Genomic DNA, 25,509 nt, shown 5'->3' on the forward strand with positions numbered 1-25,509 from the left:
GGGAACACCCGGTCCCATTCCGAACCCGGTAGTTAAGCCTTCCAGCGCCGATGGTACTGCACTCGTGAGGGTGTGGGAGAGTAGGACGCCGCCGAGCAATCTTCCCCTCAGGGGCACCCGGTTATCCGGGTGCCCCTGAGGGCTTTTCTGCGTTAACGTCCGGGCGTGGCAGATGTGGCGAGGCACGACGACCTGGCTGGGTTCTGGGCGCTGACGAAGGACTTCTTCACCGCCGACCCGGTGTTCCACACCATCCCGGTCGCCGCCGTCGACCGGCGGCTGACCAACCCCGACCCGGCCGACCGGCCGCCGCTCCTGGTGACCGTGACCGACGACGGCGAGCTGGTGGCTGCGGCGCTCCGGACACCGCCGTGGCCGTTGACGCTGAGCGGTGTCCCGGTGGAGTGGGCCGACACGGTCGCCGAAGCGCTGGTCGGTTCCGAGGTGCCCGGTGCCAACGGGCCGAGGGACCGGGTCGAGGCGTTCTCTGCGGCGTGGAGCGCCCACGCCGGGGTGGCGGCGCGAGAGGTCATGGCGATGCGGCTGTTCCGCCTGGCGCAGCTCGTCCCGCCGACGGGTGTCGCGGGGACGTGGCGCCCGGCCGCCGAGGACGACGCCGAGCTGCTGGTCCGCTGGTACCTGGAGTTCGTGGACGAGTCCACGGCGCACGAGCCGGACGAGGAACTCGCGTGGACCTACGTCCGGGGCACCCTCGCCATCGGCGCGGGGCAGCTCCTGTGGCTGCGCGACGGCGAACCGGTCTCGTGGGCGGGTGTCGGGCGGCCGGCCGCCGGCACGTCCCGGATCGGCCCGGTGTTCACGCCGAAGAGCCACCGGCGCAACGGCTACGCCGAGGCGGTCACGGCCGCGTGCGCGCAGTGGGCGATCGAGGCCGGTGCCGAGCACGTGGTGCTGTTCACCGACCTGGGCAACCCGACGTCGAACTCGATCTACCGGCGGATCGGGTTCGTGCCGGTGTGCGACGCCGCCGAGGTCGTCTTCACCAGGCCCGTCCCGAGCGGCGGCTGAGCGGGGTCACCGGCGTGGCGGGGGTGTGCTGCCCCCGACCACGTCGCGGGTCACCGGCCGGTTGCGGACGGCCGAGGAGAACACCAGGGACGTGGTGGTGTCGCCGTACCGCTGGGCCTGCTCGACGAACTCCTCCAGCTCCGCCGTGGACCGGCACACCACGCGCAGCAGCCAGCAGTCGTCGCCCGTGACGTGGTCGGCGTCGCGGACCTGCGCCAGGGTCACCACCCGGTCCCGGAAGCGGGGTGTGTCGAGGCTGCGCACCCGGACCCGGACGATCGCCTCGATCGGCAGGCCGACCCTGCCCGGGGACACGACGGCCGCGTAGCCGGTGATGACGCCGGCCTGTTCCAGCCGGCGCACGCGTTCAGTCGTCGCGGGTGCGGACAGCGCGACCCGCTTCGCCAGGTCGGTGAACGTCATCCGGCCGTCCCGCTGGAGCAGGTCGAGCAGCTTCCAGTCCACGTCGTCCAGTTCCACCGTGGAATCGTAGGCACTCCGCCGGGTACGCCTGGACTTCTCCCTGTCCCGCCGGCGGGCGGCTCGCGCACGATCTCCCCATGACGAACACGCTGCGCTTCCCGCCCGCCGAGCCCTCCGTCGCGGCGGCCTTCTTCGCCGCCGAACTGGCCTTCGAGGCCGACCCGGACGACGTCGTCCGGGACCTGCGCGCGGGGGACACCGGTGGTTTCCGGCTGGTCGAGACGCGCGGCGCGGAGGCGTTCGCGCGGGTCCGCATCCCCGGCGCGGTGCACCTGCCGCACTGGGAGGTGGACGAGGTCACCACGGCCGGGTGGGACCGCGACCTGGTCTACGTCTGCTACTGCGAGAGCTCCGAGTGCAACGCCGCCACGAAGGGCGCGGCGGCGCTGGCGGCGCTCGGGTTCCGGGTGAAGCGGCTGTCCGGCGGGATCAGGGCGTGGCTGGCCGCCGGGTACCCGGTCGAGGGCGGCGAGGAGAACCTGCACGGGGTGGCGTGCGCCTGCTGATCTACCCTCGGACAGGTGACGCGCCTGCTCGTGCTCCAGCTCGACGACAACGACCCCATCGCCCGTCTGGGTGACTGGCTGACCGGTGCCGGGGCGGTGCTCGACGTGGTCCGGGCGCACGGGCAGCCGGTGCCCGACCAGCTCGCCGACCACCGGGGCCTGGTGGTGCTGGGTGGGGCGATGGGAGCACTGGACGACGTCGACCACCCGTGGCTGGCCGACGTGCGCCGGCTGCTCTCGCACGCGGTGGCGACGCGGGTGCCGACGCTGGCGGTGTGCCTGGGGGCGCAGTTGCTCGCGGCGGCGACCGGCGGGCAGGTGCGGCGCGGGCCGCACGGGCCCGAGGTGGGGATGGCGCTGGTGGCGAAGCGGGACGTGGCGGGTCGGGACCCGCTGTTCGCCGACCTGCCGTGGACGCCGGACGTGCTCCAGTTCCACCAGGACGACATCGCGCTGCTGCCGCCGACCGCCGAGCTGCTCGCGTCCTCCCCGAAGTACCCGAACCAGGCGTTCCGGGTCGGTGACCGCGCCTACGGGGTGCAGTTCCACGTCGAGACGACGCCCGAGATGGTGGCGCGGTGGGCGCAGGGGGCTCCCGAGATGGTCGCCTCGGTGCCGCCGGCCAGGCTCGATCCGGAGCGGCTGGTGCGCGGGCACGAGGACATCCGGGAGGCGTGGCAGCCCTTCGCCGAGCGGTTTGTCCGGTTGGCGGAGGGCGGGTTCCCGGTGTCGAGGGATCTCCCGCTGGTGTGACGAACCTCCGGTGATGTGAGCGTTCATCGGCAGGACAGGTAGCGTTCACCCACGACTGTGTCGTTCCAGCCGGAGGAATCAGCGTGGACGCCTCGCTCCTCGTCATCATCGTGGTCGTCACGGCGTTGGCGTTCGATTTCACGAACGGCTTCCACGACACCGCGAACTCGATGGCGACGTCCATCGCCACCGGCGCGTTGAGGCCCCGGACCGCCGTCGCCTTCTCGGCGGTGCTGAACCTCGTCGGGGCGCTGCTGTCGGTCGAGGTGGCCAAGACCATCTCCGGCGGCATCGTGGACGACGCCCGCATCACGCCCGCCGTCGTGTTCGGCGGCCTGGTCGGGGCGATCGTGTGGAACCTCGTCACCTGGTACGTGGGGTTGCCGTCGAGTTCGTCGCACGCCCTGTTCGGCGGTCTGATCGGGGCGACCTGGATCGCGTCGGGTGCGGACGCCGTGCACTTCGCCAAGGTGGTCGACAAGGTGGTCGTGCCGTCGATCGCCGCGCCGCTGGTCGCCGGGATCGTGGCGCTGCTGGCGACCGTGCTCACCTACCGGCTGACCCGCCGGGCTCGTGAGTCGGTGTCGCACAAGGGCTTCAAGACCGGGCAGATCGCGTCGGCGGCGCTGATGTCGCTCGCGCACGGCACGAACGACGCGCAGAAGACGATGGGCATCATCACGCTGACCCTGATCACCGCCGGCACGCTCGCGCCGGGCTCGGAGCCGCCGATGTGGGTGATCCTGAGCGCGGCGGTCGCCATCGCGCTGGGCACCTACCTGGGCGGCTGGCGGATCACCCAGACCCTGGGCAAGGGGCTGACCACGATCGAGGCACCGCAGGGCTTCGCGGCGCAGACCAGCGCGGCGACGGTGATCATGGCGTCCTCGCACCTCGGGTTCGCGCTGTCCACGACGCACGTCGCGTCCGGCGGGATCATGGGCTCCGGTCTGGGGCGGCAGCGCGACGGCGTGCGGTGGGGCGTGGCCGGGCGGATGGCGGCGGCCTGGGTGCTGACGCTGCCGGCGGCCGGGATCGTCGGCGCGCTGGCGGGCAAGGTGGCGTCGACCGGGACGGTCGGCGTGGTCGTGGTGGCGGCGGTGGCCGTGGTGGTGTCGCTGGTGATCTGGCTGCTGTCGCGGCGGGAGCCGGTGCGGCCGGAGCACGTGGTGGATGAGATCGCGGCGCAGGCCGAGACGCACAAGGTGGCGGCATGAAGGTCGACTGGGCGGCGCTGGGCACCGTGTTCGGGGTGAGCTTGGGCGTGGTGCTGGGGCTGGTGGTGCTGTTCTCGGCGGGGCTGCGGGCGCTGTCGGTGCGGGAGGACGCGCGGGAGCGGGGCGGCTCGGCCGCGCTGCCCACCGTGGCCGCGAGCACGTGCCTGGTGGCGTGCGTGGCCGTGGTGCTGTTCGGCATCTACTTGATCGTGGCGCACTGACCGCTCCCCGCCCGGTTCGCGGTACTACCGTGTTCCCCGATGACCGATCCAGCGCGCACCCCGACGTCCCCCGCTCGGTTCGGCCTGACCGAGGCGCGCAGCGGCGAGTTGCTGCGCGCGGCCGGGTGGTGGGACGGCCGACGGCCCTCGGCGGGCAACGACCCGATCCTGTGGGCGCTGTCCCGCAGCCCCGACCCGGACCTGGCGCTGTTCGGCGTCGACCGGCTGCGCGAAGCGCTCGGTGACCGCCGGTCCGCGCTGGACGACGTGCTGCGGACCGACGACGTGCTGCGCGGCCGGCTGCTGGCGGTGCTCGGGTCGTCCACGGCGCTGTCGGACTTCCTGGCCGCCAACCCCGACCGCTGGGCGCAGCTCGCCGGCGCGGAACCGGTGTCGGCCGAGTCGTTCGCGCCCGCCCTGCTCGCCTCGGTCGACGGGCTGGTCGGTGCGGCGGCGGTGCGGGCGCTGAAGGTCGAGTACCGGGCGCTGCTGTGCCGGATCGCCGCCGAGGACCTGGCGCACCTCGTCGAACCCGAGCTGCCGCAGGTGGGCTACGACGACGTGGCCGGGCTGCTGTCGGACCTGGCGGTCGCGGCGTTGCGGGCCGCGTTGGACGTGGCGCGGCGGGAGGTGCCCGGGGCGGATGGGTGCAGCCTGGCCGTGGTGGCGATGGGCAAGTGCGGCGCGCGGGAGCTCAACTACGTCAGCGACGTGGACGTGGTGTTCGTCGGCGAGGGCGACGTGGGGGTGGCGACCCGGCTGGCCAGCACGATGATGCGGGTCGCCGGGCAGGCGTGCTTCGAGGTGGACGCGGCGCTGCGGCCCGAGGGCAAGGCCGGCGCGCTGGTGCGGACGCTGGACGGGCACGTGTCCTACTACCGGCGGTGGGCGCGGACGTGGGAGTTCCAGGCGCTGCTCAAGGCCCGCCCGGTGGCCGGTGACGAGGAGCTGGGGCACCGGTACCTGGACGCGGTCGGGCCGATGGTGTGGACGGCGGCCGAGCGCGAGGACTTCGTGCCCGACGTGCAGGCGATGCGCCGCCGGGTCGAGGACAACGTGCCGGTCGGGTTGGCCGACCGGGAGCTGAAGCTGGGGCGCGGCGGCCTGCGGGACGTCGAGTTCGCGGTGCAGCTGCTCCAGCTCGTGCACGGGCGCGGTGACGAGGAGCTGCGCATCCCGGCCACCACGGCGGCGCTCGCGGCGCTGGGGCGCGGCGGGTACGTGGGGCGCACCGACGCCGCCGACTTCGGTCGCGCGTACCGGTTCCTGCGCACGCTGGAACACCGGTTGCAGTTGCAGAAGCTGTTGCGCACCCACCTGTTCCCGGCCGACGACGACGCCGCCGGGCTGCGGTGGCTGGCGCGGGCGTCCGGGCTGGCGGCCGAGGGCGGGCTGTCCGAGGCGCAGGTGCTGCTGGCCGAGTTCCGCAAGCGGGCCAACCACGTGCGGCGGCTGCACGAGAAGCTGTTCTACCAGCCGCTGCTACAGGCCGTGGCGAACGTGCCGACCGAGGCGCTGCGGCTGACCACGACCGAGGCCGAGAACCGGCTCGCCGCGCTCGGCTACGCCGCGCCGGACGGGGCGTTGAAGCACATCGAGGCGCTGACCAGGGGCGTGTCGCGGCGGGCGCGCATCCAGTCGGCGCTGCTGCCGGTGCTGCTGGACCTGCTGGCCGAGACGCCTGACCCGGACGGCGGGCTGCTGGCCTACCGGCGGGTGTCCGAGGCGCTCGCCGAGACGCCCTGGTACCTGCGGCTGCTGCGCGACGAGGGCACGGTCGTCGACCGGCTCGCCGCGCTGCTGGGCACGTCCCGCCTGGTGCCGGACCTGCTGGTGCGCGCGCCGGAGGTGCTGCGGCTGCTCGCCGACACCGACTCGCTGGTCGGCCTGGACCCGATGACCATCGGCAACCCGCTGCGCAGCACGGTGTCCCGCTACAACGACCTCGGCCGCGCGGTCACCGCCGCCCGGTCGCTGCGCCGCCGGGAGCTGTTGCGGATCGCGTCCGCCGACCTGCTCGGGCTGGCGCCGCTGCGGGCGGTGTGCGTGTCGCTGTCCGAGGTGTGGGTCGCGGTGCTCCAGGCCGCGCTGGACGCGGTCGTGCGCACGACCGGCGACCGGCTCGCCACCGTCGCCGTCATCGGGATGGGCCGGCTCGGCGGGCGCGAGCTGGGGTACGGGTCGGACGCGGACGTGATGTTCGTGTGCGAGGCCGCGCCGGGCGTGACCGACTCCGACGCCGTCCGGTACGCGAGCGCCGTGGTCGAGAAGGTGCGGCGGCTGCTCAGCGCGCCCAGCCAGGACCCGGCGTTGCAGGTGGACGCCGACCTGCGGCCCGAGGGGCGGCAGGGGCCGCTGGTGCGCACGTTCGAGTCCTACCGGGCGTACTACGCGCAGTGGTCCGAGCTGTGGGAGGCGCAGGCGCTGCTGCGGGCCCGGTTCATCGCCGGGGACGCCGACCTCGGCGCGCGGTTCGCGCAGCTCGTCGACCCCGTGCGGTACCCGGAGGGCGGGTTGGACGCGGCGTCCGTGCGGGAGATCCGGCGGATCAAAGCGCGGGTCGAGGCGGAACGGCTGCCGCGCGGCGCGGACCCGTCCCTGCACACCAAGCTGGGGCGGGGCGGCCTGGCCGACGTGGAGTGGACGGTGCAGCTGTTGCAGTTGCAGCACGCCCACGAGGTGCCGGAGCTGCGGACGCCGTCGACCGTGCGCGGGCTCCGCGCGGCGTGCGAAGCGGGGTTGGTGGCCGAGGACGACATGACCGCGCTGAAGGAGTCGTGGATCACCGCGACGCGGGCGCGCAACGCGATCGTGCTGGTCCGGGGCAAGCCCGGGGACCAGCTGCCCACCGCCGGGCGCGACCTGGCGGCCGTGGCGGGCGTGATGGGGCACCCGCGCGACCCGGGCGAGTTCCTCGACGCCTACCGGCGCACGACGCGGCGCGCACGCGCCGTGATCGAGCGGGTCTTCTACGGCTCGTGAACACTGGGGTGCGTGAAGGCGATTGCACAGGACCGGTTCGGCGACGTCGAGGTGCTCGACCTGCGGGAGCTGCCCGACCCGCCGATCAGCTCCGACCAGGTGCTGGTGGAGGTGCGGGCGGCCGGGGTCAACCCGGTCGACCGGCTGGTGCGCATGGGGTACCTGAAGGACTCGGTGCCGCACCACTTCCCGCTCGTCCCCGGCTGGGACGTGGCGGGCGTGGTGCGCGCGGTCGGGCCCGCCGTCGAGGGCTTCGCGCCCGGTGACGAGGTGTTCGGCTACCAGCGCAAGGACCACGTGCAGCACGGCACCTACGCGGAGCTGGTCGCGGCCACCGAGCGGGGGCTGTGGCACAAACCCGCCACCCTGTCGTTCGCGGAGGCGGGCGGGCTGGCGCTGACCGGCCTGACCGCGGTGCAGGCGTTGCGCAAGGTGCACGTGTCCGCCGGGGACGCGGTGCTCGTGCACGCCGCCGCCGGTGGCGTCGGGCACCTCGCGGTGCAGGTGGCGCGCATCCTCGGCGCGTCCCGGGTGATCGGGACGGCGTCACCGCGCAACCACGCGTTCCTGCGCTCGCTCGGGGTCGAGCCCGTCGCGTACGGGGATGCGCTGGTGGACAACGTGGCCGAGCTGGTCGGCGGGGACGGGCTGGTCGACGTCGCGTTCGACTGCGCCGGCGGTGCCGCGCTCAACGACTCGCCCGCGCTGGTGCGCGACCCGTCCCGGATCGTGTCCATCGTGGACACCAACGTGCTGGAGCTGGGCGGGCGCTTCGCGTACGCGAAACCCGTCCAGGCGGACCTGAGGTGGCTGGCCGAGCACGCCGCGTCCGGTGAGCTGAGGGTCGTGGTGCAGCAGACGTTCCCGCTGGCCGAGGCGGCGGAGGCGCACCGGCTGCTGGAGGGCAGGCACGTGCGCGGCAAGATCGTGCTGACGGTGTGAGGACGGGGGCCGCCCGCGCGGGAGGCCCCCGCACGCCTCACTCCTCGTCGTCCACCGTGGGGACCGAGGTCAGCAGCTCCACGATCCACTCCTCGACCAGGGTGTCGTCGGAGTCCTCGTCCGGCACCAGCCGGTTGGAGACCTTGATGCCCAGGCCGAGCACGTCGGCTGCGCCGATCGCCTCGATCGCCTCGGCGGCGGAGTCGAAGATGTTGGTGGACAGCACCTGCGCGGTGGTTGCGACGTCATCAGACACGGCGCGACCCTAACCGCACGCCACGATGGTGGAGCGGCCGGGCTCCCGCCGGTGTCATTGACTATCCGTGGTGGTGTGCCGAGACTGGCGGGGCTGATGGGGACCCCCGCGTTCGCACGCGCGCGCCCGGACGAAGGACGTCATGGACGACGAGACCCGCAGGAAGAAGAACGCGGTGCCGAAGATCGGCCTCGTCGTGCTCGGCGTGCTGGTGCTGCTGGGCGCGGTGCAGGCCCTCACGACCGGGGCGGTGGGCGTCGGCTCGCTCAGCGTGACGTTCCGCTCCAGCGCGCCCACCACCACCCCGCCGGTCGACGGCGTGGTCACGTCCACCACCTCGTTGCAGCCGCCGCCCGTGGCGGTGGAGACGAAGGTGGCCGTGGGGACGTGGAAGCAGACCCGGGGCCTGCTCACGGTCGAGGTCACCCGGGTGGAGAACGCCGGCGGCCGGCTGCGGCTGCACGTGACCGTGGTGAACGCGAGCACCGCGAAGATGGACCTGCCGACGGCGTCGATCTCGGCGGTGGACGACGGGAAGCGGAACTACAGCGCGTCGCTGGCGACGAGCAGGTGGCCGGTGACCGTGGCGAAGAACGCCGCCACCTCCGGTTACGTGGAGCTGGATCCCGAGGTGACCGGCTCGGCGACGGTGCTGACGGTGACGTTCGGCGGGATCGGCGGGCAGCTCGCCCCGACCGGCGGCGCGGTGGCGGTCGCCGACGTGCCGGTGCCCAGGTAACGCCGGGTGTCCGGGCCGCGACTTTCCGGATAGGACGGAGAAGCCGCAGGAGGTCCGATGGAGCACAGGGGCACCGAGCGAACCGATCCCGATCCGGTCGACGTGCAGCCGAGCAGCGCGGAACCGGACGAGCACGTCCACGTGTACGAAGGCGAGGACGGCGGGCCGTTGTGCTCGGCAGCGGGCCCACCGGTCGAGCCCGTGGGCGGGCCGTACAGCTCCGCTTCCGAGCCGGGTGCGTACCTCGACTCGGAGCGGAACTCGCCGCCGGACGAGGGCGGCGACATCGCCTGATGGTGCCGCAGACCCTGGGCGCGCTGCTCGCGTTCCTGGGCCTCGCCGCGCCCGGGATCGTGTTCGAGCTGCTGCGCGAACGCCGCCGGGCGGGGCTGAAGGAGTCGGCGTTCCGCGAGGCCGGCCGGGTGGCGCTGGGCAGCCTCGGGTTCACCGCGCTGGCGCTGGTGCTGGTCGTGGGGACGCTGGCGGTGCTCGGGGCGGCGGGCGTCGAACTGCTCGACGTGGCGCGGGTGGTGACCGACGACGCGTACCCGAAGGGCCGGGTGTGGGCGGTGGTCGGCGTCGGGTCGGCCGTGCTGGTCGTCGCGTGCGCCTCGGCGGCGGCGCTGGACCACGTGCTGGCCCGGCGCGGGCGCGAGGTCGTGGCGGTGCGCCAGCAGACGGCGTGGCACCAGGTGTTCCGCACCGACCGGCCGGAGCAGGCCGTGCCGTGGGTGCACGTGCAGCTCGTGGACGGGACGTCGTTCTTCGGCTACCTGCGCTCCCACACCGCGTCGGGCACGCCGGAGGAGCGCGAGATCGTGCTCGAAGGCGCCCAGCTCACCTACCTGGGTCTCCCGCTGACCGGCGGCGACACCCCGGAACAACGCCGCATCGGCGACGTCTGGTCCCGAGTGGTGGTCCCGGCGACCCAGATCAGGTACCTCCGCATCCAGTACCGCTCCCTGACCACCGCCGAACGCGTCCCGGCCCGCGAACGCGCCCGTCCCGTCGACGGCGCGGACGACCCGGCGGACCGCGCACCGACGTGACGCCGGAACGGCCGAGGGCCGGGCGACTGTGCAGTCACCCGGCCCTCGGTGAACGCCTGACGGCGTCCGTTCCGATCACACGTCGTAGTAGAGCGCGAACTCGTACGGGTTCGGGCGCAGGCGCAGCGGGTTGATCTCCTCGTTGCGCTTGTACGAGATCCAGGTGTCGATCACGTCCGGGGTGAACACGCCACCCTCCAGCAGGAACTCGTGGTCCGCCTCCAGGTTGTCCAGGACGGCGTCGAGGGTCGCGGGGACCTGCTTGACGTTCAGGGCCTCCTCGGGCGGCAGCTCGTAGAGGTCCTTGTCGATCGGGGCCGGCGGCTCGATCTTGTTCTTCACGCCGTCCAGGCCGGCCATCACCATCGCCGAGAACGCCAGGTACGGGTTGCCCGACGAGTCGGGGCAGCGGAACTCGATGCGCTTGGCCTTCGGGTTGTTGCCGGTGATCGGGATGCGCACGCACGCCGACCGGTTGCGCTGGCTGTAGACCAGGCTGACCGGGGCCTCGTAGCCCGGCACCAGGCGGTGGTAGGAGTTCACCGTCGGGTTGGTGAACGCCAGCAGCGACGGGGCGTGGTGCAGGATGCCGCCGATGTAGTGGCGCGCGGTGTCGGACAGGCCCGCGTAGCCGGACTCGTCGTGGAACAGCGGCACGCCGTCCTTCCACAGCGACTGGTGGGCGTGCATACCCGAGCCGTTGTCGCCGAACAGCGGCTTCGGCATGAAGGTGACCGTCTTGCCCGCCTGCCACGCCGTGTTCTTGATGATGTACTTGAACAGCATCAGGTCATCGGCGGCGTGCAGCAGCGTGTTGAACTTGTAGTTGATCTCGGCCTGGCCGCCGGTGCCCACCTCGTGGTGCGCGCGCTCGACGGTGAAGCCGTTGGCCTCCATGTTCAGGGCCATCTTGTCGCGCAGGTCGGCGTAGTGGTCGTTCGGCGTGACCGGGAAGTAGCCGCCCTTGTACTTGACCTTGTAGCCCCGGTTGCCGCCCTCTTCCTCACGGCCGGAGTTCCACCAGCCGGACACCGCGTCGATCTCGTGGAAGGAGGCGTTCGCGGTGGTGTCGAACCGGATCGAGTCGAAGATGTAGAACTCCGCCTCGGCGCCGAAGTAGGCGGTGTCCGCGATGCCCGACTCGGTGATGTACTGCTCCGCCTTGCGCGCGATGTTGCGCGGGTCGCGGCTGTACGCCTCGCGGGTGAACGGGTCGTGCACGAAGAAGTTGATGATCAGCGTCTTCGCGATCCGGAACAGGTCGAGGCGCGCGGTGTACAGGTCGGGCAGCAGCAGCATGTCCGACTCGTGGATCGACTGGAAGCCGCGCACCGACGAGCCGTCGAACGCGAGGCCCTCGGCGATGGCGTCCGCGTCGAACGCCGCAGCCGGCAGCGTGAAGTGCTGCATCACACCGGGCAGGTCGCTGAACCGGACGTCGATGAACTTCACGCCCTCGTCGGAGATGAACTTGAGGACCTCGTCGGGATTCTTGAACACCCTCGTCGACTCCTTCACTGCGGTGGGGGCGTGGTGGTGCGCCGCTGGGTCGAGCGCGGCCTGCCGTCTGGGGTCGACGCTAGGGCGGCGGTGTTGCCCAGCAGTCACCCTCGTGTTTCGCCAGTGTTAACGGGCACCCGGAGGTGGGCAACCCGACCTGGCGATCCTCACCCGCTGAGCACGGCCTTACTCTGGTGGGGTGAGCAAGTGGACCGGTTCGTGGCTGTCTGGACCCCGCTCGGCCTTGGAGCCGGGTGCCGACTCGGGCGACGGCACCGCCCAGAGGTGGAAGGGCGAACGCCTCGGCCTGCCGCGCTCCGGACCGGGCGCGGTGGCCGGCACCGGGCGCCGCACGTTCGCCATCCTGGTCGACTTCGCCCTGTCGATGGGCGTGGCCGGCGTGTTCACCTACCCCGACCTGCCGCGCAACTGGAGCCTGCTGGCCTGGTTCGCGATCACGGTGGTCGCGGTCGGCTTCTTCGGCTTCACCCCCGGTCACGCGCTGTTCGGGCTGCGCGTGGCGCGGCTGGACGGCGCGGGCGTGGTGGGGCTGCCCCGGGCGGCGCTGCGCACGGTGCTGATCTTCCCGATCATCCCGGCGGTGGTGTGGGACGCGGACGGCCGCGGCCTGCACGACAAGGCCGCCGGAACGGTGGTCATCCGCGTCCGCTGACCGCCGGCAGCGCCGGCGCGTGGCGAGGGCCGTGTTCGGTGGTGAGCGGCGGGCGGTGCCGGCGTGGCGACTGCGCGCGGTCGGCGCCGCTGGTGACTCGCGCAGCGCGGCTTGCGGCTTCCCCGGTCGGCGACATCTTGGGCGGCGTGAACCTAGGCGGCGTGATTTTGTGCGGCGCGAGAAGGTGGCGTGTCCCCCGGCCAAGCGGCTCTGCCTCCGCGCGGTTTCCGGCCTCCGGTGGGGTCCGCTCCCGGTCGTGGCCTCCGGCCCCCGGTTCCATTGTCCCAGGAGGGGGCGACAGAAGGGGCGCTACATGCTGAGAGCCCTCCGGGGAGGCTCTCAGCAAACGGCCGGTCAGTCGGGTTTCGGCTGTTCAGTCGGGTTTCGGCTGGTCAGCGGCGGCGCATGGCGCGTTGGACGTTGCGCATCTTCGCGCCCTGGGGGAGCGGGCCCTTGGGCATCGCGGTGCCTCGGCTGGCCAGGGCGGCCAGGCGGTTCTCCAGGGTGTCGACCTGGGCGGTCGAGATGTTGCGGGGGAGCTTCATCAGGTGGCCCTGCAACTTGCGGAGCGGGACCTGGGAGTCCTCGCTGCCCACGATCACGTCGTAGATCGGGGTTTCGCCGATGACCCGGGCCACGCGCTTCTTCTCCTGCGCGAGCAGGCCCTTGACCCGGTGCGGTGCGCCTTCGGCGACCAGGACCACGCCGGGGCGGCCGATCACGCGGTGCACCATGTCGCCGCTCGTCGTGCCGGCCACGGCCTGCGTCACCCGCCACCGGCCGCGCAGGTTGTCCAGCGCCCAGCCGGCCGCGCCGGGCTGGCCGTCGGCCTTGGCGTAGACGTTGCGCTGCACCCGGCGGCCGAAGACGATGACCGCCACGAGCGCGCCCACGGCGATGCCGAGGGGCAGCAGGACCCACTGCATGTCCCAGATGAGCCCCAGCAGGAACGCCGCTGCCGCGCCGCCCACCAGGCACAGCAGCATCAGGGGCACCAGCGCCTTGTCCTCGCGGCGCTGGACCTTGAACGCCTCGAAGATCTGTCCGCGCCGCGCCTTCGAAGCCGCGCGCCGCGCCTTCGCCGCTTCCTTGGCGGCGGCCTTGTCCTGCTTTCCAGCCATACCCCCCAGGATACGGCGCGTCGTGTCGCCCCATCACAGCGCTGTCCGTGTGCAGTGCGAGGATGCAGCGCATGGAGCGGCTGCTGGAGGGACTCGACCCGGAACAGCGCGCCGCGGTGGAGGCACCGCGCGGCCCGGTCTGCGTGCTCGCGGGGGCGGGCACCGGCAAGACCCGCACCATCACCCACCGGATCGCCTACCTGGTGCAACGCGGTCACGTCGCCGCCGGGCAGGTGCTCGCCGTCACGTTCACCGCGCGTGCCGCCGGCGAGATGCGGACCCGGCTGCGGGCGCTCGGCGTGCACGGCGCGCAGGCCCGCACGTTCCACGCGGCGTCGCTCCGGCAGTTGCGCTACTTCTGGCCGCGCGTGGTCGGCGGGCCGCAGTGGGACCTGATCGACCGGAACAAGCTGAGGTTCGTCGCCCAGGCCGCCAACCGCGCCGGGTTGTCCACCGAGTCCGACTCGCTGCGCGACCTCGCCGGCGAGATCGAGTGGGCCAAGGCGTCACTGGTCGCGCCCGAGGACTACCCGGCCGCCGCCGGGCGCACGCAGCGGGACACGCCCGCGCCGCCAGAGCAGGTCGTGCAGGTCTACCGGACCTACGAGCAGCTCAAGAACGAGGCGCAGCTGCTCGACTTCGACGACCTCCTCCTGCACACCGCCGCCGCGCTGGAGGAGCACAGCGAGGTCGCCGAGGAGTTCCGCGACCGCTACCGCTGCTTCGTGGTGGACGAGTACCAGGACGTCACACCGCTCCAGCAACGCGTGCTCGACGCGTGGCTGGGCCCGCGTGACGACCTGACCGTGGTCGGCGACGCCAACCAGACCATCTACTCGTTCGCCGGGGCCTCGCCGCGCCCGCTGCTCGACTTCCCGCGCCGCTTCCCCGAGGCGGCGGTCGTGCGGCTGGAGCGCGACTACCGGTCCACGCCGCAGGTCGTCGGCCTGGCCAACGAGGTGATCAAGTGGGCGCGCGGGCGCCCCGCCGGCTCCCGGCTGCGGCTGATCGGGCAGCGCCCGGAGGGCCCGACGCCCAAGTTCACCGAGTTCGACGACGAGTCCGCCGAGGCGGCGGCCGTCGCGCAGCGCGTCAAGGCGCTGCTGGACGAGGGCGTGGCGGCCAGCGAGGTCGCCATCCTCTACCGGGTCAACGCGCAGTCCGAGATCTTCGAGCAGGCGCTCGCCGAACTCGGCATCCCCTACCAGGTGCGCGGCGGCGAGCGGTTCTTCCAGCGGCCCGAGGTGCGCCAGGCGGTGATCGCGCTGCGGTCGGCCGCCGCGCAGGACCCGTCCGGCGAGCTGCCGAAGGTCGTGCGCGAGGTGCTGACCGGCATCGGGCTCACCGACGAGCCGCCCGCCGGCGGCGCGGCGCGGGAGAAGTGGGAGTCGCTGCTCGCCCTGGTCGAGCTGGCCGAGGAACTGGCGGCCTCGGTCGAGGGCGCGGACCTGCCGAAGTTCGTCACCGAGCTGGACGTGCGCGCCGAGGCGCAGCACCCGCCGACCGTCGAGGGCATCACGCTGGCGTCGCTGCACGCGGCCAAGGGTTTGGAGTGGGACGCGGTCTTCCTGGTCGGCCTGGTCGAGGGCACCGTGCCGATCGTGCACGCCGACGGCGACGAGGCGGCCATCGAGGAAGAGCGCCGGCTGCTGTACGTGGGGGTGACCCGCGCCCGCGAGCACCTGTGGCTGTCGTGGGCGCTGGCCCGCGCGGTCGGCGGTCGCCGCTACCGCCGGCGCAGCCGGTTCCTCTACGGGCTGATCCCCGAGGACCACCCCGCGTCGCGCACCGCCGCGAAGCGCGAGCCGCTGCAACGCCGGCCCAAGCCGCTGTGCCGGGTGTGCGGTTCGGCGCTGACCGACGCGCGGTCGGTCAAGCTCAGCCGCTGCGAGAGCTGCCCGTCGGACGTGGACGAGGAGCTGCTGGCCAAGTTGCGCGCGTGGCGGGCGGGCCGCGCCAAGGAGCTGAAGGTGCCCGCCTACGTGGTGTTCACCGACTCGACCCTGGTGGCGATCGCCGAGCAGCGCCCCGAGGACATCCCGGGCCTGGTCGCCATCGCGGGCATCGGCGCGGCCAAGCTGGACCGCTACGGGGCCGACGTGCTGGCCCTTGTCCAGGGCAAACGCTGAAACATCACACGATCGACAGGTATTTGGAAAAAGCGGTTGCATCGCCCCGGGACAGGGTCATAACCTGCTGAGGCCGGGCGCGGAGCGCCCGCTGGGGATTTTGACAGAGCGATGTTCCGAGACTAGCTGCCCGAGGAGGTGACCGGTGTGAAGACTCAGACGATCTTCCAGATGCCGGCTCGCCCCTCGTTGACGGGTAGCACCGTGTCCGGCACTGCTCACGTCGTGGGGGAGAAGTCTGCCCGCGATCGCCACGCCTCGACTCGGGGCGTCGAGCGAGTTCAGCTGATCCAGGTGCCGGCCGCCTACGCGCCCGCCACCGTCCCGACTCAGAACGTTGCGCCGTCCGCGCACGAGCGAGGTACCTGACCACCCGTCAGGCACACCTGAGGCTCACCAAGGCCGCGGACCCGTAACCGGATCCGCGGCCTTTGTGTTTGTTCGACCCGTTTGAGCAGGACAAACCCCATCGCAAGACCTGTGACAGGAGTCCACCAGATGTTGACCGCGACCGTCCCCATAACCGGGACGTCCACCGGACCGGAGTTCGCGGGAGCGGGTGTCGCCAACCTGATCGACACCGCGCCCGACGCCGGCCTGGAGCTTCCTTGCCGCACCAACAACCCCGACCTGTGGTTCGCCGACGCGCCGGCCGAGCTGGAGCAGGCCAAGCGCTTCTGCGCCGGCTGCCCGGTGATCGCCGAGTGCCTGGCGGGCGCGCTCGCCCGGCACGAGCCCTGGGGGGTCTGGGGCGGCGAGATCTTCGAGCGCGGAGCCGTCATCGCGCGCAAGCGCCCCCGTGGGCGTCCGCGCAAGGACGCGGCACCCGTCGTTCCTGCGGCTCCCGCCGCGACCGTTGTTCCCGCGGCACCCGCCGCGACCGTTGTCCGGGGGGCTACCAGCCAGGAGGCCGCCGCGTGACCACGTACCGAACCACCAGCGACCAGACCACTGTGATCGAACTCGACCCGCGAGGTAACCCCATGTTGCTCGAAGAAAATCTGGCGAGATCCCGAATGCACGAAGCCGAGGTATTCGCTCAACGCCAACGAACGGCCCACCGCCTCGTCGCCGCCCGCAGGTGGGGACGCCTGGCCGGTTGGGCCCAGCGCAGGGCCCAGCTCAAGGCCCGCGCGGTCTGACCGCCGGCCCGAGGCGGGCCGACGCGAACCGACGCCGTGACACCCGGCCCGCCCTCCCCTCGGATCTCGAGGGGAGGGCGGGCCCCGTCATCGGTACGGTCTGCCGTGTGGCCGCTCACACTCACGACGGAATCGACTGGACATCGCGCGTGGCCTCGCTGCGCCGGGCCGCCGAGCTCGACGCCGACGCCGTCCGCGTCATCGCCCGCAGGCTCACCCGCACCCTGCCCGACCGCCCGACCGTGGTCGACGTCGGCTGCGGCGGGGGCGGCATGGCCGTCGCCCTCGTCGAAGCGCTGACCGCGCGCGGCGGCGGCACCGTCGTCCTGGTCGACGCCGTGCCGGAGGTGCTCGACGCCGCGGTGACCGCCGCCCGCGCCGCCGCGACCTACGAGAACGACACCCCCACGCCGACGGTCCGCGTCCGCCCCGTGCTCGCCGACCTGGCCGCCGAACAGCCCGCGACCTTCGCCGACCCCGCCCACCTGGTGTGGGCGTCCCGGGTCGTCCACCACCTGCCCGACCAGCGCCGCGCCGTCGCCGACCTGGCCGAGGCGCTCGCCCCCGGAGGGCTGCTGGCCCTGGGCGAAGGCGGCTTGGAGAGCCGCTTCCTGCCCTGGGACGTCGGGCTGGGCGAACCCGGCCTCCAGGACCGGCTCGCCCACGCCCGCGCCGAGTGGTTCGTGCGGATGCGCGAGTCGATGCCCGACGCCGTCCGCCTCCCCACGGGGTGGAACACGGCACTCACCGACGTCGGCCTGGTCGACGTGACCGCGTTCAGCTACCTGGTCGACCACCCCGCGCCCGCCGGACCCGCCGTGCGCGAGTGGGTCGTGCAGCAGGTCCGGTGGATGGCCGAGGTCGGTGCCGACCGCCTGCACGCCGCCGACCGCCACACCCTCACCCGGCTGCTCGACCCGGACGACCCCGCGTACGTCGGCCGGCGGGACGACGTGTTCCTGCTGTCCGCCGGGACGGTGCACGTGGGGCGCAAGCCGTGAACCCGGCGTGCACGAGGTGCGGCCGGACCCGCGACTCGGTGACCGACGCCGCGCAACTGCTCGCCTGGGCGCGGGAACGCGAGAACGGCGCGGACCGCTGGCTGTGCCACGAGTGCGCGCGCGCCCACGTGCGCGACATCGAGGGCAAGCTCCCCGCCGAGTACTGGTGAGCATGTACCGGGCGCTGCTGGCGGCCGGGATCGTGGAGCGCCGGAGCGCTGTGCCGGGTCTGGTCGAAGGGCTCCTTTCCGCTGGTGGTGGGTGGTGCGGGGACCGGGTCAGGTGAAGGCCGCGTGGTGGGCGTGGGCCAGCCCGCGCAGGGTGGTGCGGGGGACGGCCGCGCCCCGCTGGCTGCCCGCGTCCAGCTCGGCCAGGAGCGCGGCCGGGTGGTAGCCGGCGCGGACGGCCGAGGTGAGCACCGCCTCACGGCGCTCCGGGTGGCGCTCCTGGCGGGCGGCGTCCAGCAGCGCGCGCAGGGGCGGTGCCAGGGGCAGGCCGTCCTTGAGCACGGGTTTCGGCAGGCGGGTCGTGCGCTCCAGGAAGAAGTCGCCCCGGCCCGTCCTGCGGCAGGCCACCGGTTGCAGGATGTGGATCAGCGGCGGGAGCGGCAGGTCGGGGAAGCCCTGCTCGCGCAGGGCGTCCACGCCGGTCAGCACCGCCTCCGGCCCCGCGTACGCCAGGGCCGCGCGCACCTGCTGCGCCCTCGTCGGCGGCGCGGCGGCGAGCAGCAGCACGCCGGGCAGGACCCGCTGCCACGGCCCGCCCGGACGGCAGCGGAGGTTGATCGCGTACCGGGAGACGCCGGCGGCCCGCAGGTCCGAGGTCTTGATCACCTCGAGCTTGGTGACTGCTTCGAGGCCGATGACGTCGAGCGTGATCGGGCGGGTCCTGGCGCGGGTGGACTTGACCGGGTCGGTGCTGGCAGGGGTGGCGGTGGTGATCAGGTTTGTCATGACGTCGATCTTGGGCCGGATGGCGGGGGAGCGCGAGGACCGGTCCGCGATCTGTGGATGGGGAAATTGGGCTGTGGACAACTCCTGCCCCGAACTCGAGCGCAGTGCCCGCGTCCCAGGACGCAGCCCTGGCGAGACGTGCGACTCCTGGCAAGACGCGCGGCCCCTGGATAAGACGCGCGCCCCTGGCCCGGACGCACAGCACCGGGCCGGGGGCGGGGTCAGTCCGCGAAACCGGGTTGCCAGCGGGCGACGATGGCGTGGGCCGGGACGTTCGCGTCCAGTTGGCACAGGATGCCCGTCGCGCCCAGCGTCACCCGGTGGATCAGCAGGTACTGCGGCGGCAGGTTGAGGGAGCGGCCCGTCTGCGAGTCCGGGCTGCGGAGGTCGCCCACCCGCTCCGCCTGCTTCCGCAGCCACCTGCGGGTGAAGTGGAACGTCTCCTCGCGCAGCGGCTCCACGAACGGGGCCAGGTAGTTGAGGACGTCCTCCTCCGCCAGTTCCGTCCCGGGCCGGATGAAGTGCTCCGAGCGCAGCAGCTCCAGCAGGTCGCGCGACCGGCCCTCCAGCGCCAGCCGCGTCATCCGGCCCAACGTCGGCGGCAGGCCGTCGGGCAGCCGGGCGACCGCGCCGAAGTCCAGCACCCGCAGCCGGCCGTCCGCGCCGAGCATGAAGTTGCCCGGGTGGGGGTCGGCGTGCAGCAGGCCGGACCGGCTCGGCGCGGAGAAGTGGAACTCCGACAGCAGCCTGCCCGCCAGGTCGCGCTCCTCGCGCTCCCCCGATCGGATGATCTTGGACAGCGGTGTGCCGTCGATCCACTCGCTGACCATCACCTTCGGCGCGCTGGCCACCACGCGCGGCACGAGGACGTGCTCGTCGCCGTCGAACGCCTTGGCGAACAGCCGCTGGTTGCCCGCCTCGGTCCGGTAGTCCAGCTCCTCCAGGTAGCGGTCGCGCAGCTCCTCCAGCAGCGGTTTCACCTCGGCACCGGGCATGATCGCCTGGAGCACGCGGCTGAACCTGAGCAACTGCTTGAGGTCGGACTGCAACGCCTCGTCCGCGCCCGGGTACTGCACCTTGACCGCGACGTCGCGGCCGTCGTGCCACACCGCCCGGTGCACCTGGCCGATCGACGCCGACGCCGCCGGCTCGTCGTCGAACGACGCGAAGCGCTTCGCCCAGCCCGACCCGAGCTGCTCGGCCAGCACCCGGTGCGTGGTGCGCGCGGGCATCGGCGGGGCCGCTGCCTGGAGCTTGGTCAACGCCTCCCGGTACGGCTCGGCCAGCTCGTCCGGCACCGCGGCCTCGAACACGCTCAGGGCCTGCCCGAACTTCATGGCACCGCCCTTGAGCTGCCCCAACACCGCGAAGACCTGTTCCGCGGTCTTCGCCGACACCTCGGCGCTGACCTCCTCGGAACTGCGGCCGACCAGCCGTTTCCCCCATCCGCCCACCACCCGGCCGGCCACCCCGATGGGCAGGCTGGCCAGCTTGGCGGTGCGCTGCACGGCCTTGCGCGGGATCTCACTCACCCGACGATTCTCCCCCCGCCCGTGGAACACGGTCGCAGTGGTTCATGCCTCCTCGAACCTACACAGCCCCGGCTGAGGACCGGCTCACACGAGCGAGCGGCAGTCGCAGCGGGGGTGCACCGGGGCCAGCCGGTGCTCCACGAGACCCGCGAAGGCGTTCACCTCCAGCACCGCGTCCCACGCCGGCGGCCGGGTCCGCGCGCCGGACGAGTGGTCCAGCGCGAGCAGCGCCTGCCCGGCGGCCAGCCCGCCGGTGGTCGTCACGGTCGGCAGGTCGGCGTGCCGGGGCCGGTCCACCAACTGCACGGCCAGCGCCGACCACCCCCGGTCCAGGTCGGCCCGGTGCAGGTCGAAGCACCGCAGGCAACTGCTCCGGCCGGGCACCACCAGCGGCCCGACCACGCCCAGCCCCTCGGCCGCGCGCACGGCCAGGTGCGGCGTGCCGTCCAGCAGCAGCGTCCTGGACAGCTCCGGCGGCGGCACCTCGGCGTCCGCCAGCACGACCAGGTCCGGCGGTCGCACCAGCACCTCGGTCCGCACGTCCGGCGACGCGCGGCGCACCGCCTCGTCGGCGGCCTCCTGGCGGGTCCGGCCGACGTCGGCGTCGAGGTAACCCGATCCGGTGTCCTCGGGGTTCACCCGGCCGCGCGCGATCACCCGGACGTGGCCGACGCCGGCAGACGCGAGCGACCCGGCGACGGCCACCGCGAGCCGGCCGTCGCCGTGCACGACGACCGAGCGGGCGGCGCGGTCGCCGGCCAGGCCGGGCGCGGGCCGGCCGGTGCGCAGGGCCCACTCGGTGGCCTCGGTGACGAGCCGGCCGTGCGGCTCCGGACGTGCTTCCTCGACCAGGCCGAGGTCGGCCAGGGCGTGCACCAGGCGGGCGAAGTCCTCGTCCTCGTGGTCCCGCCCGGCGAGCTGTCGCAGCAGGTCGGGGAGGGTGTGGGCACCGGTGAGGGCGAACAGGGCGGCGGCCGTGGCCGGGGGCACGTCCTCGACCAGGACGGAGTGCCGGGGGTCGAGGCCGATCTGGATCGCGTCGGCCCGGCGGCGCAGCACGGGCAGGCCGGGCAGGACGCGGGGGCGGTGGAACGTGGTCACGGGCGCAGCGTGCCGGGGCGCCGGGACCGGGCCGCGCAAGGACGCGGGTCCTCCGGCGAGTCGCGCGCCGGGAACCCGGTCGGGTGGCCGGGAGCTGACCCGGCCACCCACCGGCTCAGACCTTCGCCTTGCCGAGGATCCGGGTCACCGTGGTCCCGCAGACCGGGCACTTGCCCTTGGCCATCCTGCGGTTGTTGCTCTCGTGCACCTCGCCCGTGAAGTCGCGCTTCTCACGGCACTTGACGCAGTAGCCGTTGTAGGTCTCGGCCACGGCTTCCTCCTTGCTTCGAGAGTGAGGGGCGATCTGCACCACACTCGGGGGCTGCGCAGCACGCTACCTCTGCGGACGGGCTACCGCTGCACGTGGCGTGCCGCGTGTCCAGCCGTCGTTCGGGGGAATCTGTGCGGCCGATGCCGTGCGCACCGCCGCTTGGCCGCCGCGGATTGTCGGTGCGGGGCCTTACCGTGAACGCCATGCCCGAACCGCAGGTGGAGGTACGGCGCAGCGCTCGGCGCCGTCGCATGGTGAGCGCGTACCGCGAGGGGGACACCGTCGTCGTCCTGCTGCCGGCGCGCATGAGCAAGAGCGAGGAGAAGCACTGGGTGGCGGAGATGCTCAGCCGCCTGCAGCGCAGCGAGACCCGCCGGCGCTCGCCCACCCGCACGTCGGACGCCGCCCTGCTGGCCCGCTGCGCCGAGCTGGCCGACCGGCACCTGGACGGCGTCCAGCCCACCAGCGTCCGGTGGGTGCCGCCGATGCGCACGAGGTGGGCGTCCTGCACGCCCAGCGAGGGCACCATCCGGATCAGCGAACGGCTCCGCGACGTGCCCGCGTGGGTGCTCGACTACGTGCTGGTGCACGAGTTGGCCCACCTGACGGTGCCCGGCCACGGGAAGGACTTCTGGGAGCTCGTCCACCGCTACCCGAGGTCGGAGCGGGCCATCGGCTTCCTGGAGGGCTTGTCGGCGGCGGCCGGCCTGGGCATCACCGAGGAGGACTGACCCCGGGGCGGGCCGGTGGCCGGGCGTCAGCCGCCCGACCGGCTCGACCCCTCCCGGGCACGGGGATCAGTCTTCGTCCTTCTCTTCCCGCAGCGTCCGCTCCAGCTCCGCCATCGGGTCCTCCAGGGCCTTGCGGGTCCGGCCGAACCGCTCCGCGAACTCCATCGGGTCGTCCAGGTCCTCGGCGGTCGGCACCAGGTCGGGGTGCTCCCAGACGCCGTCGCGCTGCTCGATCCCGTACTGGTCGCCCAGCAGCTTCCACAGCGCCGCCGCCGCGCGGTGCCGGCGCGGGCGCAGCTCCAAGCCGACCAGCGTGGCGAAGGTCTGCTCGGCCGGGCCGCCGGACGCCCGCCGCCTGCGCAGGGTCTCGCGCAGCGCCTCCGCGCCCGGCAGCCGGTCGCCCACGGCCTCGGCCACCACGACGTCGACCCAGCCCTCGACCAGCGCCAGGAGCGTCTCCAGGCGGGCCAGCGCGGCCTTCTGCTCGGGCGTGGTCTGCGGCTCCAGCATCCCGGACTTCATGGCCTCCTCGATGGAGGCCGGGTTCGACGGGTCCACCTGGCCCGCGAGCTGCTCCAGCGCCGAGGTGTCGACCTTGATGCCCTGCGCGTACGCCTCGACGGTGTCCAGCAGGCGCTGCCGCAGCCACGGCACGTGGCTGAACAGCCGCTGGTGCGCCGCCTCGCGGGCGGCCAGGAAGACCAGCACCTCGCCGGCGGGCCGCTCCAGGCCCTCGGTGAACTTCTCGATGTTGGCGGGCAGCAGCGCCGCCGTGCCCTCGGGGCCGAGCGGCAGGCCGACCTCGGACGAGGTCAGCACCTCGGAGCCGAGCTGGGCGAGCGCGCCGCCGAGCTGGGAGCCGAACGCCATGCCGCCCATCTGGCCGAGCATCGACAGCAGCGGCCCGGCCGCCTCCTTGGCCTCGGCGGGCATCGCCTCGACCCACGCGCCGGACATGCGCTGCGCCACCGGGTCGCACAGCCGCTGCCACGTCGGCAGCGTGCGCTCCACCCAGTCGCGCGCGGTCCAGCCCTCGGACTTGGAGGTGCCAGCGGGCAGCGCCGTCGCCGGGTCGAGCCACATCTCCGCCAGGTGGACCGCGTCGGCCACCGCCTTGTCCTGGTCGGGGGTGAACCCCAGGCCGCCCTGACCGGCCAGCTGCTGCAACGCGATCTGCTTCGCCAGGTCGTAGTTGACCGGCCCGGCGGACGTGCCCGCGTTGCTGAACATCGCGCCGAGCTGGCTCAGCATGGCGCCGAGCTGGGTGAAGTCGAACGGGTTGCCCGGCTCCTCCGGTTTGCGGCCTCGGTCGTCGGGGTCCTGCGGGCTGAACCCGAAGGGCACGTCACTCATGCCACCACGGTACGCGGGCCGGGGGTGGTGCGCGGGACCGGTTCGCCCACGGCGTGAGGGGGTGGTCGTACCCTGTCGGGCGTGAGCGAAGGCACCGACACCGTCGTGGAGCAGCCGACGAAGCGCCCGACCCGGCCTCGCCGGGGCCTTACGAGGCGCACGTGGACGCTGGTGATCAGCCTGACGGTGGTCTTGGTGCTGGGCCTGCTCGGAGGGTTCGCCAGGGTGCCTTACGTCGCGTTGGGCCCCGGCCCGACGTACAACACGCTGGGCCAGGTCAACGGGACCGACGTGGTGCACATCGAAGGTCAGGAGACGTTTCCGACCAACGGTGCCCTCACCATGACCACGGTGTCGCTCACCGACGACATCTCGCTGTTCGGCGCGCTGGGCCTGTGGGTGACCGGCCGGTACGCGCTCGCGCCGCGCGAGGAGTTCTTCCGGCCCGGCGAGTCCGAGCAGCAGGTCCGCGACCAGAACGTGAAGGCGTTCCAGGACTCGCAGACCAGCGCCGAGGTGGCCGCGCTGCGGTACCTGTCCTACCCGGTGAAGGTCGTCGCCGGCGACATCACCCGGGGCAGCGCCGCCGACAACGTGCTCCAGCCCGACGACCGCCTGGTGGCCGTCAACGGCAAGGAGGTCGCCGGCTTCGAGGACGTGCGGGCCGCCCTGGAGAACACCAAGCCGGGCGACCGGGTGGAGATCACCTTCCAGCGCCAGTCGGCCCGCCAGACCGCCACCGTCACCCTGGGCGCCTCCGAGGACCGGACCAGCGGGTTCCTCGGCATCCGGCCGGTGGACCGCGCCGACGTGCCGTTCGACATCAAGATCAGCCTCAGCGACGTGGGCGGCCCGTCCGCCGGGCTGCTGTTCGCGCTGTCCATCGTGGACAAGCTGACGCCCGGCGAGCTGAACGGCGGCCAGTCGGTCGCGGGCACCGGCGAGATCAACGACAAGGGCGAGGTCGGCCGGATCGGCGGCATCAACTTCAAGATGGTCGCCGCGCGCGAGGGCGGCGCGACGACCTTCCTGGTGCCGGCGGGCAACTGCGACGAGGCCAAGCAGCACGCCCCGGAGGGCCTGCGGCTGGTCAAGGTCGAGAAGCTCGCCGACGCCGTCGAGTCGCTCAAGGCGATCAACGCGGGCAAGGACGCGCCGCACTGCTGACGCCGTCCCGGCCGGCGGTTCAGGGGCGCGCGGCTCAGGGGCGCAGGGTCTCCAGCAGCGCGTCGGTCAGGTTCGGGGCCAGCTCGGGGTGCTCCACGACCTCGTCGGGGGCCTCCACGCCGCCGCGCAGCCGCAGCACGCACGCCACCGAGCCGTCCCGCAGCACCGCCGCGACCAGACGCGCCTCGCGGCGCTGCGGGTGCTCGGCGGCGAACCGGCGGGCGGCCTCGTCGTCCAGGTCCTCGGACAGCGACGCCTCGGCCTCCGGGGGCAGCACGACGATCTCCTGGGCCAGCGCGCAGCCGCGCACGACCTCCGGCCAGACGATCCCGGCCAGCGCCTTGTCCAGCTCCGAGTCCGGCAGCTCGTCCTGCGCGATCGGGGTCAGCGGCGACGCCGACGGGTCGAGCTGACCGGCCAGCTCGGGCTGCTGCGCGAGCAGGTCGGCGGTCGGCACCAGGGCGAACAGCTGGGGTGCCTGGTTCCAGCCGGCGGTGGACACGAACTCCTCGACCTCGCGGGCCACGGCGGGCAGCACCACGGGCGGCTTCTCAGTCGCTGACACGTGCGCCATGGTCGCATCCACCCGAATCGGGCGACCGGACGGGGAACCCCGGGCGGCCTCCGTACAGTTGGACAGAACGTACGAAAGCCATTA

Annotated in this window: 27 protein-coding genes and 1 rRNA gene; 18 read left to right on the forward strand and 10 right to left on the reverse strand. The window is 73.2% G+C overall.

Annotation, left to right across the window (positions count from 1 at the left end):
* Both rrf and AB0I60_RS14855 read left to right on the forward strand, forming a co-directional pair.
* Positions 1–97 (forward strand): 5S ribosomal RNA (gene rrf, locus AB0I60_RS14850); the annotation flags it as partial.
* 68 nt (positions 98–165) lie between these two features.
* On the forward strand, positions 166–1,029 hold the full coding sequence (locus AB0I60_RS14855; protein ID WP_360729712.1) for a GNAT family N-acetyltransferase: 864 nt from the start codon (positions 166–168) through the stop codon (positions 1,027–1,029).
* 6 nt (positions 1,030–1,035) lie between these two features.
* On the opposite strand, the gene AB0I60_RS14860 is transcribed toward AB0I60_RS14855, so the two are convergent.
* Positions 1,036–1,509 (reverse strand): Lrp/AsnC family transcriptional regulator, encoded by a 474-nt coding sequence (locus AB0I60_RS14860; protein WP_360729715.1) that lies wholly within the window; start codon positions 1,507–1,509, stop codon positions 1,036–1,038.
* Between the two features lie 80 nt (positions 1,510–1,589).
* On the opposite strand from AB0I60_RS14860, the gene AB0I60_RS14865 reads away from it, so the two are divergent.
* The 6 genes from AB0I60_RS14865 to AB0I60_RS14890 all read left to right on the forward strand — a co-directional run bounded on the left by AB0I60_RS14865 (position 1,590) and on the right by AB0I60_RS14890 (position 8,133).
* The gene (locus tag AB0I60_RS14865; RefSeq protein WP_360729717.1) at positions 1,590–2,018 is read left to right on the forward strand and encodes a rhodanese-like domain-containing protein; all 429 of its coding nucleotides are present in this window, start codon (positions 1,590–1,592) and stop codon (positions 2,016–2,018) included.
* A 15-nt stretch (positions 2,019–2,033) separates the two neighbouring features.
* Positions 2,034–2,771, forward strand: coding sequence for a type 1 glutamine amidotransferase (locus AB0I60_RS14870; RefSeq protein ID WP_360729720.1), 738 nt, complete (start codon positions 2,034–2,036; stop codon positions 2,769–2,771).
* Positions 2,772–2,854: 83 nt separating this feature from the next.
* Positions 2,855–3,988 carry an inorganic phosphate transporter gene (locus AB0I60_RS14875; RefSeq protein WP_360729723.1) on the forward strand — a complete coding sequence of 378 codons (1,134 nt, stop codon included), beginning with the start codon at positions 2,855–2,857 and terminating at the stop codon, positions 3,986–3,988.
* Complete coding sequence (locus tag AB0I60_RS14880; protein ID WP_360729726.1) at positions 3,985–4,209, forward strand: hypothetical protein; 225 nt, start codon at positions 3,985–3,987, stop codon at positions 4,207–4,209. Before AB0I60_RS14875 ends, AB0I60_RS14880 begins: the two co-directional genes overlap by 4 nt.
* 39 nt (positions 4,210–4,248) lie before the next feature.
* Positions 4,249–7,191, forward strand: coding sequence for a bifunctional [glutamine synthetase] adenylyltransferase/[glutamine synthetase]-adenylyl-L-tyrosine phosphorylase (locus AB0I60_RS14885; RefSeq protein ID WP_360729729.1), 2,943 nt, complete (start codon positions 4,249–4,251; stop codon positions 7,189–7,191).
* A 12-nt stretch (positions 7,192–7,203) separates the two neighbouring features.
* Positions 7,204–8,133 carry an NADP-dependent oxidoreductase gene (locus AB0I60_RS14890; RefSeq protein WP_360729731.1) on the forward strand — a complete coding sequence of 310 codons (930 nt, stop codon included), beginning with the start codon at positions 7,204–7,206 and terminating at the stop codon, positions 8,131–8,133.
* A 37-nt stretch (positions 8,134–8,170) separates the two neighbouring features.
* Here AB0I60_RS14890 and AB0I60_RS14895 read toward each other — a convergent pair whose 3' ends face one another.
* On the reverse strand, positions 8,171–8,389 hold the full coding sequence (locus AB0I60_RS14895; protein ID WP_360729732.1) for a hypothetical protein: 219 nt from the start codon (positions 8,387–8,389) through the stop codon (positions 8,171–8,173).
* Between the two features lie 142 nt (positions 8,390–8,531).
* Between AB0I60_RS14895 and AB0I60_RS14900 the strand changes: the two genes are divergently transcribed.
* From AB0I60_RS14900 to AB0I60_RS14910, 3 genes are read left to right on the forward strand one after another with little or no spacing between them, the layout of a single operon-like run.
* Entirely contained in the window at positions 8,532–9,128 is a 597-nt protein-coding gene (locus tag AB0I60_RS14900; protein WP_360729733.1) for a hypothetical protein, read from the forward strand.
* Between the two features lie 57 nt (positions 9,129–9,185).
* On the forward strand, positions 9,186–9,422 hold the full coding sequence (locus AB0I60_RS14905; protein WP_360729736.1) for a hypothetical protein: 237 nt from the start codon (positions 9,186–9,188) through the stop codon (positions 9,420–9,422).
* Positions 9,422–10,177 carry a DUF6338 family protein gene (locus AB0I60_RS14910; RefSeq protein WP_360729739.1) on the forward strand — a complete coding sequence of 252 codons (756 nt, stop codon included), beginning with the start codon at positions 9,422–9,424 and terminating at the stop codon, positions 10,175–10,177. Before AB0I60_RS14905 ends, AB0I60_RS14910 begins: the two co-directional genes overlap by 1 nt.
* Positions 10,178–10,252: 75 nt before the next feature.
* Here the strand turns inward: AB0I60_RS14910 and glnA are convergent, their stop codons facing one another.
* On the reverse strand, positions 10,253–11,677 hold the full coding sequence (gene glnA, locus AB0I60_RS14915) for a type I glutamate--ammonia ligase (RefSeq protein ID WP_360729741.1): 1,425 nt from the start codon (positions 11,675–11,677) through the stop codon (positions 10,253–10,255).
* A gap of 199 nt (positions 11,678–11,876) precedes the next feature.
* On the opposite strand from glnA, the gene AB0I60_RS14920 reads away from it, so the two are divergent.
* The gene (locus AB0I60_RS14920) at positions 11,877–12,350 is read left to right on the forward strand and encodes a hypothetical protein (RefSeq protein ID WP_360729744.1); all 474 of its coding nucleotides are present in this window, start codon (positions 11,877–11,879) and stop codon (positions 12,348–12,350) included.
* 392 nt (positions 12,351–12,742) lie between these two features.
* Here AB0I60_RS14920 and AB0I60_RS14925 read toward each other — a convergent pair whose 3' ends face one another.
* Entirely contained in the window at positions 12,743–13,471 is a 729-nt protein-coding gene (locus tag AB0I60_RS14925; RefSeq protein WP_360729746.1) for a DUF4191 domain-containing protein, read from the reverse strand.
* A gap of 71 nt (positions 13,472–13,542) precedes the next feature.
* Between AB0I60_RS14925 and AB0I60_RS14930 the strand changes: the two genes are divergently transcribed.
* The 4 genes from AB0I60_RS14930 (at position 13,543) to AB0I60_RS14945 (ending at position 17,913) form a co-directional block, all read left to right on the forward strand.
* Complete coding sequence (locus tag AB0I60_RS14930) at positions 13,543–15,600, forward strand: ATP-dependent DNA helicase UvrD2 (protein ID WP_360730627.1); 2,058 nt, start codon at positions 13,543–13,545, stop codon at positions 15,598–15,600.
* Between the two features lie 498 nt (positions 15,601–16,098).
* Positions 16,099–16,521 carry a WhiB family transcriptional regulator gene (locus tag AB0I60_RS14935; RefSeq protein ID WP_360729749.1) on the forward strand — a complete coding sequence of 141 codons (423 nt, stop codon included), beginning with the start codon at positions 16,099–16,101 and terminating at the stop codon, positions 16,519–16,521.
* Between the two features lie 328 nt (positions 16,522–16,849).
* Positions 16,850–17,743, forward strand: coding sequence for a methyltransferase (locus AB0I60_RS14940; protein ID WP_360729750.1), 894 nt, complete (start codon positions 16,850–16,852; stop codon positions 17,741–17,743).
* Positions 17,744–17,781: 38 nt separating this feature from the next.
* On the forward strand, positions 17,782–17,913 hold the full coding sequence (locus AB0I60_RS14945; RefSeq protein ID WP_360730674.1) for a hypothetical protein: 132 nt from the start codon (positions 17,782–17,784) through the stop codon (positions 17,911–17,913).
* Between the two features lie 108 nt (positions 17,914–18,021).
* Here AB0I60_RS14945 and AB0I60_RS14950 read toward each other — a convergent pair whose 3' ends face one another.
* From AB0I60_RS14950 to AB0I60_RS14965, 4 genes are all read right to left on the reverse strand, one after another.
* Complete coding sequence (locus tag AB0I60_RS14950) at positions 18,022–18,696, reverse strand: hypothetical protein (RefSeq protein ID WP_360729753.1); 675 nt, start codon at positions 18,694–18,696, stop codon at positions 18,022–18,024.
* A gap of 221 nt (positions 18,697–18,917) precedes the next feature.
* Entirely contained in the window at positions 18,918–20,228 is a 1,311-nt protein-coding gene (locus tag AB0I60_RS14955; protein ID WP_360729756.1) for an AarF/ABC1/UbiB kinase family protein, read from the reverse strand.
* 84 nt (positions 20,229–20,312) lie between these two features.
* Positions 20,313–21,329, reverse strand: coding sequence for a ThiF family adenylyltransferase (locus tag AB0I60_RS14960; RefSeq protein WP_360729760.1), 1,017 nt, complete (start codon positions 21,327–21,329; stop codon positions 20,313–20,315).
* A gap of 115 nt (positions 21,330–21,444) precedes the next feature.
* Positions 21,445–21,600, reverse strand: a complete 156-nt coding sequence (locus AB0I60_RS14965; RefSeq protein ID WP_015098458.1) for a DUF5679 domain-containing protein — start codon at positions 21,598–21,600, stop codon at positions 21,445–21,447.
* 203 nt (positions 21,601–21,803) lie between these two features.
* On the opposite strand from AB0I60_RS14965, the gene AB0I60_RS14970 reads away from it, so the two are divergent.
* Positions 21,804–22,331: a M48 family metallopeptidase gene (locus tag AB0I60_RS14970; protein WP_360729763.1), complete on the forward strand. Its 528-nt coding sequence runs from the start codon at positions 21,804–21,806 to the stop codon at positions 22,329–22,331.
* A 66-nt stretch (positions 22,332–22,397) separates the two neighbouring features.
* On the opposite strand, the gene AB0I60_RS14975 is transcribed toward AB0I60_RS14970, so the two are convergent.
* Positions 22,398–23,684 (reverse strand): zinc-dependent metalloprotease, encoded by a 1,287-nt coding sequence (locus tag AB0I60_RS14975; RefSeq protein WP_360729766.1) that lies wholly within the window; start codon positions 23,682–23,684, stop codon positions 22,398–22,400.
* An 81-nt stretch (positions 23,685–23,765) separates the two neighbouring features.
* On the opposite strand from AB0I60_RS14975, the gene AB0I60_RS14980 reads away from it, so the two are divergent.
* Positions 23,766–24,851: a PDZ domain-containing protein gene (locus AB0I60_RS14980; protein WP_360729769.1), complete on the forward strand. Its 1,086-nt coding sequence runs from the start codon at positions 23,766–23,768 to the stop codon at positions 24,849–24,851.
* Positions 24,852–24,885: 34 nt separating this feature from the next.
* Here the strand turns inward: AB0I60_RS14980 and AB0I60_RS14985 are convergent, their stop codons facing one another.
* Positions 24,886–25,425 (reverse strand): PPA1309 family protein, encoded by a 540-nt coding sequence (locus AB0I60_RS14985; protein WP_360729772.1) that lies wholly within the window; start codon positions 25,423–25,425, stop codon positions 24,886–24,888.
* Positions 25,426–25,509 lie beyond the last annotated feature (84 nt).

This window comes from Actinosynnema sp. NPDC050436, from assembly GCF_040655415.1.
Lineage (GTDB): Bacteria > Actinomycetota > Actinomycetes > Mycobacteriales > Pseudonocardiaceae > Actinosynnema.

Coding starts and splice junctions, on each gene's coding strand:
- AB0I60_RS14925 (WP_360729746.1), bottom strand. CDS start 13,471: ATGGCTGGAAAGCAGGACAAGGCCGCCGCCAAGGAAGCGGCGAAGGCG.
- AB0I60_RS14885 (WP_360729729.1), top strand. CDS start 4,249: ATGACCGATCCAGCGCGCACCCCGACGTCCCCCGCTCGGTTCGGCCTG.
- AB0I60_RS14975 (WP_360729766.1), bottom strand. CDS start 23,684: ATGAGTGACGTGCCCTTCGGGTTCAGCCCGCAGGACCCCGACGACCGA.
- AB0I60_RS14935 (WP_360729749.1), top strand. CDS start 16,099: ATGTTGACCGCGACCGTCCCCATAACCGGGACGTCCACCGGACCGGAG.
- AB0I60_RS14865 (WP_360729717.1), top strand. CDS start 1,590: ATGACGAACACGCTGCGCTTCCCGCCCGCCGAGCCCTCCGTCGCGGCG.
- AB0I60_RS14950 (WP_360729753.1), bottom strand. CDS start 18,696: ATGACAAACCTGATCACCACCGCCACCCCTGCCAGCACCGACCCGGTC.
- AB0I60_RS14905 (WP_360729736.1), top strand. CDS start 9,186: ATGGAGCACAGGGGCACCGAGCGAACCGATCCCGATCCGGTCGACGTG.
- AB0I60_RS14970 (WP_360729763.1), top strand. CDS start 21,804: ATGCCCGAACCGCAGGTGGAGGTACGGCGCAGCGCTCGGCGCCGTCGC.
- AB0I60_RS14900 (WP_360729733.1), top strand. CDS start 8,532: ATGGACGACGAGACCCGCAGGAAGAAGAACGCGGTGCCGAAGATCGGC.
- AB0I60_RS14880 (WP_360729726.1), top strand. CDS start 3,985: ATGAAGGTCGACTGGGCGGCGCTGGGCACCGTGTTCGGGGTGAGCTTG.
- AB0I60_RS14930 (WP_360730627.1), top strand. CDS start 13,543: ATGGAGCGGCTGCTGGAGGGACTCGACCCGGAACAGCGCGCCGCGGTG.
- AB0I60_RS14910 (WP_360729739.1), top strand. CDS start 9,422: ATGGTGCCGCAGACCCTGGGCGCGCTGCTCGCGTTCCTGGGCCTCGCC.
- AB0I60_RS14985 (WP_360729772.1), bottom strand. CDS start 25,425: ATGGCGCACGTGTCAGCGACTGAGAAGCCGCCCGTGGTGCTGCCCGCC.